The 16,059-nt window shown below is 72.7% G+C and carries 15 protein-coding genes and 1 pseudogene; 7 read left to right on the top strand and 9 right to left on the bottom strand.

Annotated elements, in window-relative coordinates; genetic code table 11:
* Positions 1-6 precede the first annotated feature (6 nt).
* Entirely contained in the window at positions 7-369 is a 363-nt protein-coding gene (locus tag AMK29_RS11330; protein ID WP_073811334.1) for a DUF952 domain-containing protein, read from the bottom strand.
* A 123-nt stretch (positions 370-492) separates the two neighbouring features.
* The gene (mgrA, locus tag AMK29_RS11325; RefSeq protein ID WP_073811332.1) at positions 493-1,485 is read right to left on the bottom strand and encodes an L-glyceraldehyde 3-phosphate reductase; all 993 of its coding nucleotides are present in this window, start codon (positions 1,483-1,485) and stop codon (positions 493-495) included.
* A gap of 104 nt (positions 1,486-1,589) precedes the next feature.
* Here mgrA and AMK29_RS11320 point away from each other — a divergent pair, with 104 nt between their 5' ends.
* Positions 1,590-2,474, top strand: a complete 885-nt coding sequence (locus AMK29_RS11320) for a LysR family transcriptional regulator (protein ID WP_073811329.1) — start codon at positions 1,590-1,592, stop codon at positions 2,472-2,474.
* 90 nt (positions 2,475-2,564) lie between these two features.
* Here AMK29_RS11320 and AMK29_RS11315 read toward each other — a convergent pair whose 3' ends face one another.
* From AMK29_RS11315 to AMK29_RS11305, 3 genes are read right to left on the bottom strand one after another with little or no spacing between them, the layout of a single operon-like run.
* Entirely contained in the window at positions 2,565-4,409 is a 1,845-nt protein-coding gene (locus AMK29_RS11315; RefSeq protein ID WP_073811327.1) for an alpha/beta hydrolase family protein, read from the bottom strand.
* Positions 4,396-5,640: an MFS transporter gene (locus AMK29_RS11310; RefSeq protein ID WP_158071307.1), complete on the bottom strand. Its 1,245-nt coding sequence runs from the start codon at positions 5,638-5,640 to the stop codon at positions 4,396-4,398. Before AMK29_RS11310 ends, AMK29_RS11315 begins: the two co-directional genes overlap by 14 nt.
* Positions 5,637-7,055 carry a tetratricopeptide repeat protein gene (locus AMK29_RS11305; RefSeq protein WP_073811323.1) on the bottom strand — a complete coding sequence of 473 codons (1,419 nt, stop codon included), beginning with the start codon at positions 7,053-7,055 and terminating at the stop codon, positions 5,637-5,639. Before AMK29_RS11305 ends, AMK29_RS11310 begins: the two co-directional genes overlap by 4 nt.
* A 698-nt stretch (positions 7,056-7,753) precedes the next feature.
* Between AMK29_RS11305 and AMK29_RS11300 the strand changes: the two genes are divergently transcribed.
* Entirely contained in the window at positions 7,754-9,577 is a 1,824-nt protein-coding gene (locus AMK29_RS11300; protein WP_073811321.1) for an alkyl/aryl-sulfatase, read from the top strand.
* A 124-nt stretch (positions 9,578-9,701) separates the two neighbouring features.
* Here the strand turns inward: AMK29_RS11300 and AMK29_RS11295 are convergent, their stop codons facing one another.
* Entirely contained in the window at positions 9,702-10,565 is an 864-nt protein-coding gene (locus tag AMK29_RS11295; RefSeq protein ID WP_241845286.1) for a DUF1206 domain-containing protein, read from the bottom strand.
* Positions 10,566-10,653: 88 nt separating this feature from the next.
* Here AMK29_RS11295 and AMK29_RS11290 point away from each other — a divergent pair.
* Positions 10,654-11,039: pseudogene (locus AMK29_RS11290) on the top strand (GNAT family N-acetyltransferase); the annotation flags it as partial.
* Between the two features lie 35 nt (positions 11,040-11,074).
* Here AMK29_RS11290 and AMK29_RS36660 read toward each other — a convergent pair.
* The 3 genes from AMK29_RS36660 to AMK29_RS11280 form a co-directional block, all read right to left on the bottom strand.
* The gene (locus AMK29_RS36660) at positions 11,075-11,230 is read right to left on the bottom strand and encodes a DUF6131 family protein (RefSeq protein ID WP_198942222.1); all 156 of its coding nucleotides are present in this window, start codon (positions 11,228-11,230) and stop codon (positions 11,075-11,077) included.
* A 143-nt stretch (positions 11,231-11,373) separates the two neighbouring features.
* Positions 11,374-12,288 carry a PaaX family transcriptional regulator C-terminal domain-containing protein gene (locus AMK29_RS11285; protein WP_073811317.1) on the bottom strand — a complete coding sequence of 305 codons (915 nt, stop codon included), beginning with the start codon at positions 12,286-12,288 and terminating at the stop codon, positions 11,374-11,376.
* Positions 12,285-12,929: a GNAT family N-acetyltransferase gene (locus tag AMK29_RS11280; RefSeq protein ID WP_073811315.1), complete on the bottom strand. Its 645-nt coding sequence runs from the start codon at positions 12,927-12,929 to the stop codon at positions 12,285-12,287. Before AMK29_RS11280 ends, AMK29_RS11285 begins: the two co-directional genes overlap by 4 nt.
* Positions 12,930-13,030: 101 nt before the next feature.
* Here AMK29_RS11280 and AMK29_RS11275 point away from each other — a divergent pair, with 101 nt between their 5' ends.
* The 4 genes from AMK29_RS11275 (at position 13,031) to AMK29_RS11260 (ending at position 16,035) form a co-directional block, all read left to right on the top strand.
* Positions 13,031-14,098 carry an alpha/beta hydrolase family protein gene (locus AMK29_RS11275; RefSeq protein WP_073811313.1) on the top strand — a complete coding sequence of 356 codons (1,068 nt, stop codon included), beginning with the start codon at positions 13,031-13,033 and terminating at the stop codon, positions 14,096-14,098.
* A gap of 376 nt (positions 14,099-14,474) precedes the next feature.
* Positions 14,475-14,981 carry a hypothetical protein gene (locus AMK29_RS11270; protein WP_241845284.1) on the top strand — a complete coding sequence of 169 codons (507 nt, stop codon included), beginning with the start codon at positions 14,475-14,477 and terminating at the stop codon, positions 14,979-14,981.
* 2 nt (positions 14,982-14,983) lie between these two features.
* Positions 14,984-15,367: a tail fiber domain-containing protein gene (locus AMK29_RS11265; protein WP_073811309.1), complete on the top strand. Its 384-nt coding sequence runs from the start codon at positions 14,984-14,986 to the stop codon at positions 15,365-15,367.
* A complete protein-coding gene (locus AMK29_RS11260; protein ID WP_079196836.1) occupies positions 15,364-16,035 on the top strand; it encodes a 2OG-Fe(II) oxygenase in 672 nt (223 codons plus the stop codon). The genes AMK29_RS11265 and AMK29_RS11260 overlap by 4 nt, the downstream gene beginning before the upstream one ends.
* Positions 16,036-16,059 lie beyond the last annotated feature (24 nt).

The raw sequence follows: 16,059 nt of genomic DNA, 5'->3' as shown, positions 1-16,059 counted from the left end.
AGCGGCTCAGCGGCGTTCGTCGAGGCCGGTGGCGCGCCCCTCCTCGTCCCACCGGACCTCCAGGACCCGGGCGACGGCGTCGCGGTCGACCGGCCCGAAGACGTGGGGGAACAGGACGTCCGCGCCGACCCCGGGCGGCGGCGTGGGAGTCGCCGCCTCGAACTCCACCCTCGCGGTGAGCCGGTCCTCGGCGAGCACCAGCGCGAGGAGCGGCCTCGGCGCGCTCCGGTAGAAGGCGTTCACGACGGCGAGGGTCGTCGCCACGTCGGGGGAGCAGTGGACGAACCCCTCCTCCGCGAGGGACGCGGGCGCGTACGGGGCCTCGGGCCGGGCGTCCCACTCGGCGGAGGGTACGACGTGGTAGATCATGGGGCATTTTCCCACGGGGGTACGGGGGTACGGGGGTACGGACGTCGGGGGTACGGGCGCGGGCGCACGGGCTGACGGGCCCGCCGTCCGGCGGCCCCGCCAGTCAGCCGTACGGCACCCGCGTCAGGGGCGTACCGCCGCGTCGATGCGGTTCAGCTCCTCCTCGTCGAAGTCGAGGTTGCCGATCGCGGCCACGCTGTCCTCCAGCTGGCGGGTGCTGCTCGCGCCGACGAGGGCGGAGGTGACCCGGCCGCCGCGCAGCACCCAGGCGAGGGCCAGCTGGGCCAGGGACTGGCCGCGGGAGGCGGCGATGTCGTTGAGGGTGCGCAGCCGGGCCACCAGGTCCTCGGTGACGGCGTCCCGGTTCAGGAAGGGGCTGTCGCTCGCGGCCCGCGAGTCCTCGGGGATGCCGTCCAGGTAGCGGCCGGTGAGCAGGCCCTGCTCCAGCGGCGAGTAGGCGATGGAGCCGACCTGGAGCTCGTCGAGGGCGTCGAGCAGGCCCTCGTCCTCGGGGCGCCGGTCGAGCATCGAGTAGCGGGGCTGGTGGATCAGGAGCGGGGTGCCGAGCTCGCCGAGGATGCGGGCGGCCTCGCGGGTCTGCTCGGCGGAGTAGTTGGAGACGCCGACGTACAGGGCCTTGCCCTGCTGGACGGCCGAGTGCAGGGCGCCCATCGTCTCCTCCAGCGGAGTCTCCGGGTCGAAGCGGTGCGAGTAGAAGACGTCGACGTGGTCGAGCCCGAGCCGGGTCAGGCTCTGGTCGAGCGAGGCCAGGAGGTACTTGCGCGAGCCCCATTCGCCGTACGGGCCGGGCCACATCAGGTAGCCGGCCTTGGTGGAGATGATCAGCTCGTCGCGGTAGGGCGCCAGGTCCGCGCGCAGGGCGTCACCGAGGGCGGACTCGGCGGCTCCGGGCGGCGGCCCGTAGTTGTTGGCCAGGTCGAAGTGGGTGATGCCGAGGTCGAAGGCGCGGCGCAGGATCGCGCGCTGGGTCTCGGCGGGGCGGTCCGGGCCGAAGTTGTGCCACAGACCGAGCGACAGGGCGGGGAGCTTCAGGCCGCTGCGCCCGGTGCGCCGGTAGGGCATGGCGGTGTAGCGGTCGGGGTGTGCGGTGTACAACGCGACTCCAGGGACGAGGGGGAGGTGTCTCCAATCTCGCCCGACCCCTGGCCATGGGTCCAACAGGAGAATCCGATGGAATTCAGCGTCTACGCTTCTGAATCGTGGAACTCCGACATCTCCAGCACTTCGTCGCCGTCGCCGAGGACCGGCACTTCACCCGGGCCGCCGAGCGGCTCATGGTGTCCCAGTCCGGCCTGTCGGCGTCGATCCGGGCCCTGGAGCGGGAGCTGCGGGCGCCGCTGTTCGTACGGACCACCCGCCGGGTGACGCTGACGGAGGCCGGGCGCGCGCTGCTGGTCGAGGCGGAGCGGATCCTGGCGCAGGTCAGGGCGGCGCACGAGGCGGTCGCCGCCGTACAGGGCGTGCTGCGGGGCACGCTGGCGCTCGGGACCGAGCAGTGCATCGCGGGGGTGCGTACGCCGGGACTGCTCGCCGCGTTCCGGCGGCGGCACCCGGACGTGGAGATCCGGCTGCGGCAGTCGGGTTCGCCCGACCTGGCCGAGGAGGTCGCGGCCGGGCGCCTCGACCTGGCGTTCGCGTACCGCACGCGCGCGGACACCGACCAGCTGCGTTCGGTGTCGCTGGCCGCCGAGCCGATGACCCTGCTGTGCCACCCCGAGCACCCGCTCGCCACGGCCGGCCCCGCCCTCTCGCCGGAGGACGTCGCCGGGGAGGTCTTCGTCGACTTCCACCCCGACTGGGGGCCGCGTCAGGCCACGGACGCGGCGTTCGCCGCGGCGGGGGTGCGCCGCACGGTCGCCCTGGAGGTGAACGACGTGCACAGCCTCCTGGACCTGGTCGACGAGAACCTCGGCGTGGCCGCCGTCCCCCACCACTTCCGCCACAAGCGCCAGCCGCTGACCGCCATCCCGCTGAAGGACACGGGCGCGGCGGTCTACGAGACGGTGGCCCTGCTCCCGCCTCCGGAGACCACCAGCCCGGCCGCCCGCGCCCTGATGACCCTCCTCCGGACGGGCGGGCTCTGACCCGTGCCCCGCAGGGGGACACGGCGATGCCCCGCACGGGCCGCGGCGTTCCGGATGACGGTCGCGGCCCCTGAGGTCTGGGGCCCGTGATCAGGGCAGGTCCAGGACGGCGGCGAGCGCGTCCCGCACCTGGTCGTGGCGGAAGCGGGCCTCGTCCGCGTCGTCGGGGACGTGCCCGGACGCGTCCGCCGTCAGCGACCAGGGCAGGCCGAGCTCCCGGGCCCGCGCCACGAGGGTGGAGCTGTCCTCGAAGCTCGTCACCCGGTCGTTCTCCCCGTGGACGATCACGACGCGCTGCTTCGGGCCGGCCGTGGTGAGGTGCTCGGGGTCGAAGGTGCGCTGCCGGGCCAGCGGTGACGCGAGGTCGTACCGCTCGGAGAACCACGCGGTGTACCGCGCGTCGTCGGCGGCGGCGCGGGCCGCCTGCCGGCGGATGTCGGTGAGCGGCGCGGCGGCGACGGCCCCCGCGAGGTCCTCGGCGAGCACGCATCCGAGCAGCGCGAGGGAACCGCCGAAGCTTCCGCCGAGGAGGGCCGTGCGGTCGGCGGTGACGCCCCGGTCGCGCAGCGCGGTGAGGCACGCGTCGAGGTCGCGGCGGAACGCGGTCTCCCAGTCCTTCCACGGGCGGCGGAGGAACGCGTCGCCGTAGCCGCTGGATCCGGTGTAGTCGAGGCCGACGACGAGGACGCCGCGGTGGAGCAGCTCCCGGTAGAGGCCGTCCCAGCGCAGTTCGTCGCGCTCCTGGGACTCGGGGCCTCCGTGCAGGGCGATCACCGCCGCGGTGGTCTCGCCCGGCGGCTCGTAGACCAGGGCGGGGGTCGAGCCGAGGTACGTGTGCGCGGGCGGGGTCAGCGCGGGGTCGGGCGGCACCGCGCCGGGCGCGCACTCGACGGCACCGTCGGGACCGATCCACCGGTACGAGGTGCCCTCGGTGGTGGAGAGGCCGTAGAGGCCCGCGCCCCGGGGCGTCGCCACCCTGAGGAGGAGCCGTCCGGCGCCGGGCGTGTCCAGAGGTTCCGCCGCACCGGAGGCGAGGTCGAGAAGCCACGCCCGGTCCGTGCCCTCGTACGTGCGGACGACCAGCGCGGAGGACGTACCGGCACCGATGAAACGAGCGTCGTCGACGGGTCCGGAGGCGGCTCCGGAGCCGGGCCCGACGCCGGGTCCCGAGCTGCCGTCGGGTCCCGAGACGGCCTCGGGTCCGGGTCCGGCCTCGGGTCCGGCTTCGGCGTCAGGGTGCCTGAGGCTGCCGTCGCGCAGGTTCCAGAGGGCGAGCCGGGGGGCGCCCGGGGCGTCGGTGAGGACCAGGGCCTCACCGTCCCGGCCGTCGAGCCAGCGCCCCTCCGTGGTGACCACCGGCCGAGCCGGGTCGTCCAGCGGCTCCGCGTGCAGCTGCGGCTGGAACGGGCCGCGGTCCTCCCGCAGGACGACGACGGCGGCGCCCTCGTCCCAGTGGACCAGGGTCCCGATGGCGCGCGGCCGGTGGCTGACCGTACCGGCCCCTTCGGCGACCAGGAGGAGGGTGTCCCCCTCCGCCTCGCCTTCCTCCTCGTCCTCGTCCACGACCGTCAGCGCGAAGCCGGTGCCGCCCGTGGCGGACCGGGTCTCGATGACGTCCTGGAGCGCCCACCGGCCGCGGGGCGCGGTCGGCAGAGCCGTACTCCAGCCGTGGCGCGTGCCGTCGAGCGCGTGGTGGGTCACGTCGAGGCGGTCGCCGTCGAGGGCGAAGGAGACGAAGGACTCGGACGCCTGCGCGTAGAGCAGGGCATCGCCGGTCACCGCGATGTCGTGCGGCGTGCGAGGTTCGCCGTGTGGGGCCGGGGAGGTGATCCGCAGCGTCTCGGCGTCCTCCATGTGCGCGAGGACGGGACCCCCCTCCGCCCAGCTCAGAAGGTGCTTCTGACGTTCCGTGAAGAACAGTTCAGGAAGCGACACGCTCGACCTCCTTCTGGGGCGCGGGAGTCGAGGCCGCGCGGAGCCTCCGGTAGAAGAGGGGGACGAGGACGGCGTTGGCGGCGGTGAGGCCGGTCGCGATCAGCACCGTGGTCGCGCTGCCGAGCTGGTGGTAGAGCAGGCCGCCCAGCGCGCCGCCGAGAGAGTCGCCGGCCAGGAACGCGCTCTGCGTCAGACCGAAGAAGACACCGGCGAGCGCGGCGGGGAAGGCGTTCAGCTGGAGCAGCTCCTGGGAGACCGTCGCACCGAGGAGGAACGCACCCCGCAGCGCCAGGGCCGCCGCGGCGATCCACGGGCCGACGGACACGGCCAGGACCAGGGTGGTCGCCGCGCAGCAGGCCTCCGAGAGCAGGAACACGGCCAGGGGCGAGCGCGCGCGCAGATACCGGCCCGCGACGGCCGCCGCCGTGAGGCGCACGACGCTCGCGACGGCGAGGACGACGCCGACCCAGGCCAGGGGTACGCCCCGGTCCGCCAGGAGCAGCGGCAGGTAGGGGCTGAGCAGGCTGACGTAGAAGCCCATGAGGAGGCCGAGTCCGACGACGCCGAGGGCCAGGCCCCGGTGCTGGGTGACGACGTCGCGCAGCCGGGGCCGGTCCGCCGGATCCTTCCCCGCGTCCGGCCGCACGTGCGGCTTGCTGGGCGGGATGAACGCCACCGTCGCCAGGACGAAGGCCGCCGCGAGCAGCAGCACCCCGACGTAGCCGCGGTCTCCGGAGCCGATCACCGCGACGAGGGCGCCTGCGGCTCCGGTGCCGACGGCCATGCCGGCCTGGTTCATGAACTCCCGGCGGGAGATGACGCCGGGGCGCTGGCTCTCGTCGGCGTTGTGGAGGGTCCAGGTGCGCAGGGCGATGAAGACCGACGACGCGCCGATGCCCCCGACCACGCCGGAGACGACGGCGAGCACCGGACTGTCGTGGAAGACGCGCAGTGCCATGCCGGCCGCGTACAGGACCGAGCCGAGGGCCATCACCGGTCGTGGGCCCCAGCGGTCGGCGAGGCGGCCCACGAAGACCGAGAGGGTGCCGGCGAGCGCCATCGCGGTGTAGGAGAGCCCGAACGCCACGAGGTGGCCGTGGCGTTCGAAGTACAGCGGGTGGACGGTCTTCGACAGCCACATGCCGATGAAGAACAGCAGGGTGAACCCGGCGACGCGGCGGGTGCCGGGGACCCGGGCGGGAGTGCCGGCGGCGGGCACGGCAGCGGTCACCGGCACGCCTCCAGGACGTGGTCGAGGTTGGCGCGGGCGTCCGGGTCGTCCGGCGTGAGGAGCAGTACCCGCTCCAGCGCGTCGCGGGCGGCCGGGAGGTCGCCGAGCCCGGCGTGCTGTTCGGCGGCGAGCGTGAGCAGGCGGGCCTGCTGCTCCTCGTCGAGATCCGCGAGTCCGCGGTCGAGGACCACGGTCAGGGCTTCTTGCGCGCGGCCCGTCTCGGCGAGGATGTAGGCGTAGTCGTAGACGGCGTCGAAATCGCGCTCGTCGCATTCATAGGCCGTGCGATACGAGATTTCCGCATTCCGCTTGTCGTCCTTCTGCAAATACGCGTATCCCAGTAGCGAATGCACTTCTGGGATGGACGGGCCCAGTTCCCGGGCCGCGAGGAGGCAGTGCAGGGCCTTGTCGATGCTGCCGGCGTCCATATGGCAATGCGCGAGTTCCATATGGTATTCGGGCATCTTTCCGTCGACGTCGAGCAGCTGTTCGTACGTCGCTATCGCCTTCTCGTTCTCGCCGGTCTGCCGGTAGCACTGCGCCAGGTTGTAGATGAGTACCGTCTGGTGCATGTGGTTCTTCGCCGAACCGTTGCGCAGCTTGCCTATGCCGTCGGTGAGGTGGGCCACCGCCGCGTCCACGCGGCCGCGCCGGAACTCGACCAGGGCGTATCCGTTCCGGTTGAACACCTTGTGGAATTCGAGGTCCTCGGTGCTGTCGTCCGCCTTCTCCAGGACGGCGTGGCCTTCCTCCAGGAACTGCGCCGTCCGGTCGAGCGAGCGCAGGTGCCTGGGGTGGTGCCGGGCGTACAGCATGGAGAGCGCGTAGCTCGCTCCGGCGGAGCTCACCGGATCGCTGTCCTCGCGCCAGCGCAGGTAGCAGAACTCTGCCTCGAAGGTGCGGCCGAGCATGGCGTAGCCCAGCCCGAGGCGCCCCCAGACGGCGGGCGTGCCGCGGTGGGGGAGGAGCGCGGTGAGGACGCGGGTGGCGGTCCAGCTGTCGCCGATGCTGAGGTAGCGGATGGCCTCTTCGTACAGGAAGTCCAGGTCGTCGCCGGACGGGGCGACCTGTCGGAGGACATCGTCGATCCGCATCTCGGTCGCGGAGGGCGCGTGCGACAGCGCCTCCCCGTCGGCCGGCCCCATGGTCATCCGTACCATGACGTCGCCCTGGGGGACGCCCGCGAGAGCCTCGAAGAAGGCGCGGCTTCCCTCGTCGAGGTCCTCCGCCGAGGTCACGTCGACGACGCACGGGCCGGTCTCGGCCAGGAAGGCCTGGGCCACGTCGCGGAAGTTGCGGAGAAGGCGTTCCTTGAGGAAGAAGCGGATGCGGTCGTGCCCCTGCGCGGCGTCGGTGAGGCTGCTCTCGCTCTGCACGGACGCGCACTCGGGGGAATCCGGGGCGATGAGCTTCAATCCGATGAGTGCTTCACGCGGCCACGCACTCTTGTCGACCCGGCCGATTAGGGCTTTGACGGGGCCGAAACCGACGGTGTGCCGATCAGCCGCTGTCACGAATTTCCGCATCGATCTCTCCCCCGCACGCTTCGATCATTACGCCTGCGGGGGCGCAGAAGCGCCCCCGCAGGAATCAACTGGCGCCCTGAGTGGATCAGGTGGCGCTGTTGTACATGACGGAGAAGACGACCTTCTTGGCCTTCGGAGCAGCCTTGACGAGCTTCATCGCGAATCCCCTTCTGTAAACCAGCACGTTTGCTGGGATGTAACGAAGCTAACCACGGTCCGTGGCTCACGCAACAAGAATTCGGAGACCTCGAAAGTGATCCACGACACAAGATCATCCGCAGGGAAATGGTTCATTCCGAGAGGGAATTCGGCCTGAAATGAATCGGTCGTCGAGGAGAGTTTCACGGTATGTCCCCTATGGGGCCTCGCCCCCCGGGTTCCGGCTGGCCGAAAGGCCGCGGTCGCGTGGATCGCCCGGCGCGGATCGCGGGCCCGTCGCGTCACCCGCCGGAGGCGCGGCGGATGGCCCACTTCATTCCGAAATGCACCCAGGTGGGTGGGATGTTGAGATGGGGCCATGCCCGAGGCCCGGCCGGTGCCGGACACCGGCGGCCGCGGGCGTCGCACCCCGCAGATCGGAGCGAGAGATGACCGCCCTCCCCTTCGAGGACACCACGGACTTCGAGAACGCCGACCGGGGCTTCGTCGCCGCCCTCTCCCCGGCCGTCGTCACCGGCGCGGACGGCAGCCTCGTCTACGACAACGACGCCTACGCGTTCCTGAAGGCGGACTGCCCCGCCACGGCGCACCCGAGCCTGTGGCGCCAGGCCCAGCTCTGCTCCCGCCAGGGCCTGTACGAGGTGACCGAGGGCATCTACCAGATCCGCGGCCTCGACCTGTCGAACATGACGCTCGTCGAGGGCGGACGCGGCGTGGTCGTCATCGACCCCCTGCTGAGCGCGGAGACCGCCGCCGCCGGCCTCGCCCTCTACCGCGAGCACCGTGGCGACCGCCCGGTCACCGGCATGATCTACACCCACTCGCACGGCGACCACTTCGGCGGCTCCCGAGGCGTCCTGCCCCATGGCACCGGGACGGGGGTGCCGATCCTCGCCCCGGCCGGCTTCCTGGAGCACGCCGTCAGCGAGAACGTGTACGCGGGAAACGCCATGACCCGCCGCGCCATCTTCATGTACGGCGACCGCCTGCCGAAGTCCCCCGAGGGCCAGATCAGCGCCGGCCTGGGCATGACGACCTCCAACGGCACCATCACCCTTGTCCCGCCGACCGTCGACATCACCCGGACCGGCCAGGAGGAGACCGTCGACGGCGTGCGGATCGTCTTCCAGCTGACGCCCGGCACCGAGGCCCCGGCCGAGATGAACTTCCTCCTCCCCGACCACCGCGCCCTGTGCCTGGCCGAGAACGCCACGCACAACATGCACAACATCCTGACCCTGCGCGGCGCGGTCGTCCGCGACGCCCGCGTCTGGGCCCGCTACCTCGACGAGGCCGTCGAGTACTTCGGCGACCGCTACGACGTGGCCTTCGCCTCCCACCACTGGCCCACCTGGGGCCGCGAGAACGTCGTCGCCTTCCTCACCGCCCAGCGCGACCTCTACGCCTACCTGCACGACCAGACGCTGCGCATGCTGAACTCCGGCCTGACCGGCCCGGAGATCGCCGAGGAGATCCAGCTCCCGCCCGCCCTGGAGAGGTCCTGGCACGCCCGCGGCTACTACGGCTCGCTCTCCCACAACGTCAAGGCGGTCTACCAGCGCTACCTCGGCTGGTTCGACGGCAACGCGGCCCACCTGTGGGAGCACCCGCCCGTCGCACTCGCCCAGCGGTACGTCGACTCCATGGGCGGCCCGGAACAGACCCTGGCGAAGGCACGCGCCTACGCCGAGGACGGAGACCTGCGCTTCGCCGCGACCCTCCTCAACCACCTCGTCTTCGCCGACCCCGACGACACCACCGCCCGGCAGACCCTCGCCGGTGTCTACGACCGGCTCGGCCACGGAGCCGAGAACGGCCCCTGGCGCAACTTCTTCCTGACCTCCGCCATGGAACTGCGCCAGGGCCCCCTAAAGATCGTCCTCGACAGCACCAACCCCGAGATGGCGGCGGCCCTGACCACCGAGATGCTCCTGGACACCGTCGCCATCCGCATCGACGGTCCCCGCGCGTGGGACGACGACCTGACCGTCGACCTCGTCCTCACCGACGAGGAGCGCCGCCACCGCCTCACCCTCCACAACGGCGCCCTCACCCACCGCTCCACCCCGGCCGCCGAACAGCCGAGGACACGGCCGGGCCTCACCCTGACCCTGACCAGGCCCCGACTCCTCGGCGTCCTCGCGGGCCAGGGCCTCGACGGCGTCGTCGTCGACGGCGACCCGGACCTCCTCACCCGCCTCTTTTCGTACGTCACCGAACCCGACACGGCCTTCCCGATCGTCACGCCCTGACGGGGGCCGACGACACCACCCCCGGATCACCCGACCTGGGAGATCCGCCTCCGGGCGCCCGTCCGAGCGCCGGCGCCGTGGGACGAGTCCCCTTGTCGGGGCGCACCGGGGCGAGTCCCCCTTGTCAGGGCGCACCGGGCCGCGTCCCCGGGCCCGTGGCCCCGGCGGGCTGTTCCTCCGGAGACCTGTGCTCGGCGGCCTTGCGCCAGCGGGCTTCGCAGAACGAGTACAGGCCGAACAGCAGGAGGCCCACGGCGGCGGCGATCAGCAGGGCGGGCCCCGCGGGGGTCGCGGCGAACGAACGCAACGTCTCGTCCAGACCCTTGGCCTGGCTGGGGTCGTACCGCACCGCTGTCAGCAGGATGGACAGGCCGGCCCCGGCCGCGACCACTCCGCACGACGCACCGCCGACGACGCCCAGGAACGCGACGACCCGCCGCGTCGCCGGGCGCATCTCGTCCGTGCGGAGATCCTTCTCGAACTTCCGCATCAGGCTGCGCACCAGGATCACCACGCCCACGGCGATCAGCACGGCACCGAACACGCCGACGATCACCCGGCCGCCCGGCCAGTCCAGCACCCGGGCGGTGTACTCCTTCGACGTCTCGTCACTGGGGCGGCCCCCGGAGGAACCGCCGACCAGCGCCGTCTGCACCACGCCGACGCAGATCACCGCGTAGAACACCGCCATGCCCAGCGAGCCCAGGCGCCGGCTCCACTTGTCGCCGCCCTCCACCGTCTGTCCGAACGCCGCCTCGGCCAGCCGCCACAGCGCCATCGCCGCCAGCCCCACCACCAGCGCCCACAGCAGAGCCCGGCCGAACGGCTGCTCGGCGAGGGTCCCCACGGCGCCGGACCGGTCGGCCTCCTTGCCGCTGTCGCTGCCGAGGCCGATCCGCACGGCCAGAATCCCCACCAGCACGTAGATCACACCGCGGGCACAGAGCCCGACCCTGGACGCGACCTCCACCGCACGGCTGTCGGCCACACGCCGCCCCTGTGACTTGGGCCGAGCCGGACCGTCCTGCCTGCGCTCCATCTCGGGCACCTCCCTGTGCCGGACCCCGTGAACAGCGCACCCGTGCTTCGGGACCCGCGGCTACTGGGCCGCGCAGGAGAAGGACACCGGAGCGTTCCTGGGCTGGTTCGAGTTCCGCCCGCCGGCCGAGCACAGTCCCGCCGTGGTGGAACTCGGCTACCGGCTGAACAAGGCCGCCTGGGGCAGCGGTTACGCGACCGAGGGATCCCGGGCCCTGATCCACATGGGTTCACGGATCTCGGCGTGGAGCGAGTGACCGCGAACACCATGACGGTCAACACGGGATCCCGTCGTGTGATGGAGAAGTCGGGCCTGTCGTTCCTCCGCACCTTCACAGGGGACTGGCCGGAGCCGATCGAAGGCTCCGAACACGGCGAAGTCGAGTACGAACTCACCCGCACCACGTGGGAGCGACGTTCGTAGAAGAGGCCGACCGTGCAGCCGGAAGTCCGACCCGCCTACCAGTAATGGCGGCGTCCGCCGACCTCGCGACCGGTCGCCCCGAGGATCCACAGGACGGCCCCGATCACGACCAGGACGATCCCGATCGTCCACAGGATGGAAATGCCTGCCACGAATCCGATGACAAGCAGGATGACCCCGAGAATGATCATGGCGACCTCCGGCTGTCGTTCCCCCGATTCCAGAGTAGGCGCAACCCGCTGAGGTGGCCTGCCAGGCCGATCGGCGCGACCTCGGACGGCTGCGCACCCGGTGCGGGGGCGGCCCCGCACAGCGGGCTCCGGGTCCGCGGCCTTCAAGGACGCGGCGGCGGAGGGGCGGTGGGGGGTGTCGGGGTGAGGAGGAAGCCGTCGTAGAGGCGGAACAGGCGCAGGCGGCCGGGATCCTGGCCGGTTCCGGCGGCGAGGGCTTCCCAGCACCGCGCGGCCAGGGCGCGGGCGTGGGCGCCGGGCCAGGGCTGGGGGAGCAGTTCCGGGGGCAGCAGGGGGTCGGGTTCCATGGCGGTGGTGAAGGACGCCGCCAGCTCGATCGCGTACGTCAGGCGTTCGGTGTCCGTGGGCCGGTCCGCGGACGACAGCCGGGCCAGGCGGGCGGTGGCGAGGGCGGCGAGCGCCTCGTGGCGTTCCGCGATCCGCTGGAGCGGCCAGAGGAGTGCGGCCAGCCGGGCCGGGTCGGTCTCGTCCCCGACCCGTAGATCGCGGCTGGTGAGACGGGTCAGGGAGGGCAGGACGCCGAGGTGGCGGGCGTGGGCCTCGACGATCTCGCCGATGTCGTTGGCGCTGACGTAGAGCCCGCCCTGGAGGGGGGCCGCGCCGAGGTGGAGGAGGGCGTCGCGCAGGGTGTCGCGGGCCTGCCGCGAGGTCTCGGGGATGGCGAAGGCGAACAGGTGCCAGGTGCCGTCCCAGGGGGCGAGCCCCTGGTCCTGCCGGTAGGCGTGGCGGACGTACTCCACGTCCGGCGCGACGGCGCCGGTCGCGTCGGCGGTGAGGCGCAGGACGGCCTTGCGCCCGCGCCCCTCCTGACGGAACCGGCCCTCGGCGACGAGCCGTTTGAGGCAGAGCCGGACCTGCTGGTCGCTCATGCCGAGGGCACCGGCGACGGCGTACAGCTCGCCCGCGTCGACGGTGCCGTCCTCGCGCACGAGGGCGAACACCAGGGTCCGGGTGCCGATCTCGGGCGTGACGGGCTCCCCCGCGGGCCTGCTGGTCATCGCTGCCGCTCCAAGGTGTCGCCGGGTGAGCCGCCGCCCGGGTGGTCCGGGACGGCGCGATGCATCGTAGTCACGGCGCCGAAGCCCATCAGGCCCCGGAGGTACGGGGTGCGTTCGGTGCGTACGGCGGCGAAGCCGTGCCGCTCGTACAGGGCGCGGGCGCGCGGGTTGACGTCGATGACGTCCAGGCGGATCCGGGAGCTGCCGTGTGCGGCGGCGATGGCGGCGATCTCCGTCAGCAGCAGCCCGCCGATGCCGGCGCCGCGGTGGGCGGGGTCGACGGCGATGCCGTCCATGACGAGTTCCCCCGGCTCCGGGGTGCGTTCGAGGAGCGCCAGCACGGCGAGCCGCGGCAGGCCGCGGACGAGCCCGTATCGGGAGAGCACGTCGCGCACCCCGCCGCCGACCAGGCCGCGTCCGCCGAGCCGGTAGCCGGCCACGCCCACGACACGCCCGCCGCCGGGGGCGAGCGCGACGGCGGCGCGGTCGTGGTGGAGGTGGCGGGCGATGAAGGCGCGGCCGTCCTCGGCCGGCCCCAGGGCGGCCCCGAGCTTGCGGCCGAAGGCCTCCCAGTACAGCGAGGCGACCCGCTCCTCGGCACCGCTGGGCACGCCGCGCCGGATGGCTGGTGCTGTGTCCATGACTCCTCCGTAGGGTTCTCCCTCGTATTCTACGCACGAAGCAAGTACGGTCGTAAAGGAAACGAACGTTTCTGTTCTGATAGTTCTGAGGGGGGATCGCGATGGAACGGCGACGCGGAGGACCGACACGCCGGCGCCGGGTGGTGCGAGCCGCGCTCGCGGCTCTGGCCGCTCTGGTGGTCGTGGCGGCCGGCCTGGCGGGGCTCGTGGTCCGGCAGAACACCTACGCCCTGCGGGAGGAGACGGTGACCGTGCGGTACGGCGGCCGGACCCTGCACGCCGTGCTGGCCCTGCCCGAACGGGGGGAGGGGCCCTTCCCCCTGGTGGTCTTCGTCCACGGGGACGGCCCGGTGGACGCCACGCACGACGGCTTCTACCGCCCGATGTGGGAGTCCTTCGCCCGGGCCGGGTACGCCTCGCTGTCCTGGAACAAGCCGGGCGTGGGCGGCGCGCCGGGCGACTGGCTCGACCAGACCATGGAGGACCGCGCGCGGGAGGCCGCCGCCGCGATCGCCTGGGCCCGGCGGCGACCGGACGTCGACGGCCGCCGGATCGGCCTGTGGGGCGCCAGCCAGGCGGGCTGGGTGCTCCCGAAGATCGCCGCCCAGGACGGCCGGATCCGGTTCGCCATCGCCGTCTCACCCGCCGTCAACTGGCACCGGCAGGGCCGCTACAACCTCCTCGCCGAGCTGCGCCGCGACGGCGCCTCCGACGCGGAGGTCGCCGCCGCCCTGCGCCGTCGCGAGACCGGACTGGAGCTGCTCGGACGGGGCGCCCCGTACGAGGAGTACGTACGGGCCGTCGGCGACCCCCAGGGCATGACCGCCGCCCGCTGGCGGTTCGTCTCCAGGAACCACACCGCCGACGCCACCGCCGACCTGCCGGCCCTGCGCGGGGTCCCCGTCCTGCTGGTCCTCGCGGGCCACGACGTGAACGTGGACACCACCGACACCGAGGCCGCCTACCGCCGGCTGCTCCCCGCCCCGCCCCTGCGCGTCGCCCACTACCCCACCGCCACCCACGGCCTGGTCAGACACGACGTGGAACGCTCCCGCGTCCGCCTGACCCTGACCGCCCTGTGCGCACCACGAACCCTCTTCGCCGAGGGCTTCCTGTCCGACCAGCGCCGGTTCCTGTCCTCCCTCGCCACCGACGAGGCAGGGCGCTGACCTGGGGCCTCGTAGAGGGGCGGTGACGGTACGCCCGGTCGACTCGCCGACCGTACGCGCTGCGAGGTCTGGGCCGTGCCCGGCGGCCACGGACACGGGACCGGATGCTCGGCGCGGCCACGTGCTGGCCGGTATGAATCGTCGGCGTTCGTCACAGTGCCGTCGGCGATTCATCAGATGGTGCGTACTCGTGTTCATCGGACCCGCACCCCTGCCGGGTGTGGCTACGGTCGTCCGCGTCGTCCCACGAGGGCGGCGTTCGGTCGAGTGCCGCATGCGCCAGGACCGCCCCGGCCTTCCGCGCCGGCGCGGAGCGCGCCCGAGCGGCTCCCAGGGAGTGGACATGAGTTCTGTCGGTCGTAGGACCGTCGCGGTGATGGCAACCGCTCTGGCGTCGCTGGGGGTGGGAAGCGGTGTCGCCGCGACCGCGACCCCCTCGACGCCCGCGCCGTGCAGCGGCGCGGAATGCCCCAGCCTGAAGCCGATCAGGCTCACGACCAGCCAGGCCACCTTGAACGTCACCCAGATGCAACTGGAGAACATCCACGCGATGGCCTCCGACGCCCTCACCGGGGAGCCCATCCGAGGAGCGAAGATCGTGTTCGCCACCGTCGGCGGCCGGACGCTGGGGGCCGCCTTCACCGACTACGACGGCGTGGCCTCGATCACCGCCCCGGAGAACCTGGGCCCCGGAACCCTTCAGGAACTGCTCGGCGGCTACGAAGCGGCGTTCGTCGGCGACGGCGTGCACGCCCCCGTCGGGGCCCACGGAGCGATCACCGTCGGCACCGACCAGGGGCCCGGGGTGCCGGGCGCTCCCTGCTCGCTCTGCAGTGACCGCGGGCTCAAGCAGGACGTGGCCCCGGTCGACTGGAGCCGGTGACGATGCGGATCCTCAGCAGGTGGGCCCGGGCGGCCGGCGCCGCCGCTCCGGACCCTGCCGCGGCGGGTCCACGGGACAGCGGCGCCGTGGCCCCGGTCGGCGCGGTCAACGGCTTCGCCGTCCTGGACACCGTGGCCACGCTGCCGATCAGCACCTGGCGCTACGTCTGGGAGCCCGAGGACGTCCGTCACCTCGGGCCGATGGCCCAGGACTGGCACGCCGCCTTCGGCTTCACCCGGGACGACACCAGGATCCCCGTCGTCGACGGTCTCGGCGTGGCCCTGGTCTGCATCCAGGCGCTCCAGCGCCACGTGGAGGAGCTCAGGTCCGAGGTCGCCAGGCTGCGCGAGGCCGTGGCCACGACTCCGTCCGAGGCGGGGCGATGACGGCGCACGGCCTGTCGCCGGTGTCCACGGACGCGATCTGGCGGCTTCCGGTCACGGTCTGCCGCATCACCGGGTTCCTGGGCGAGCGGACAGCCGGCCTCCTGCTGGAGCGTGCCGTCGCCTCCACGGGCGACCGGCTCAGGCCCTCCCTGGTCCGGGACCGGGAGCTGGCCCCCGAGCTGCGCCGGTCCCGGTCGTGCCCCGACTTCCGGGCGCCTGAGCTACTGGCGGCCATCGAGGACGTCCGGGAGGCGGTCGAGCACACGCTGGGAGTCGACTGCCGCCACACCGTGCCCAGTTACGGTCTCAACGTGCACAACGACGGCGACTTCTACGGGCCGCACCAGGACACCAGCGCCGCGTACGCCCCCCGCCGTCTGCTCACGTTCGTGTACTACCTGCACCGCACGCCCCGGCCGTTCGGCGGCGGCGAGCTGCGCGTCTTCGACGCCGCCCTGCCGCTGCACACCGAGACGACCGGAGAGTGGGAGGAACGTACCTGGCGGGACTGGGAGCCCGAGCACGACAACATCGTGTTCTTCCTTCCCACCGCCTGGCACGAGGTGCGACCGGTCGTGTGCCCCGGAAGGCAGCACGAGGACAGCCGCTTCGCGGTCAACGGCTGGCTGTGCGCACCCGACCCGACGCACCGCAGGGGCGGCGGGTGAATTCGCCTGTGGGCAGGGCCGGTC

Origin of the sequence: Streptomyces sp. CB02261, assembly GCF_001905665.1 — a bacterium.
Classification (GTDB): Bacteria; Actinomycetota; Actinomycetes; order Streptomycetales; family Streptomycetaceae; genus Streptomyces.
The sequence above is the reverse complement of the archived record's forward strand: the minus strand, read 5'-3'. Positions and strand labels throughout refer to the sequence as shown.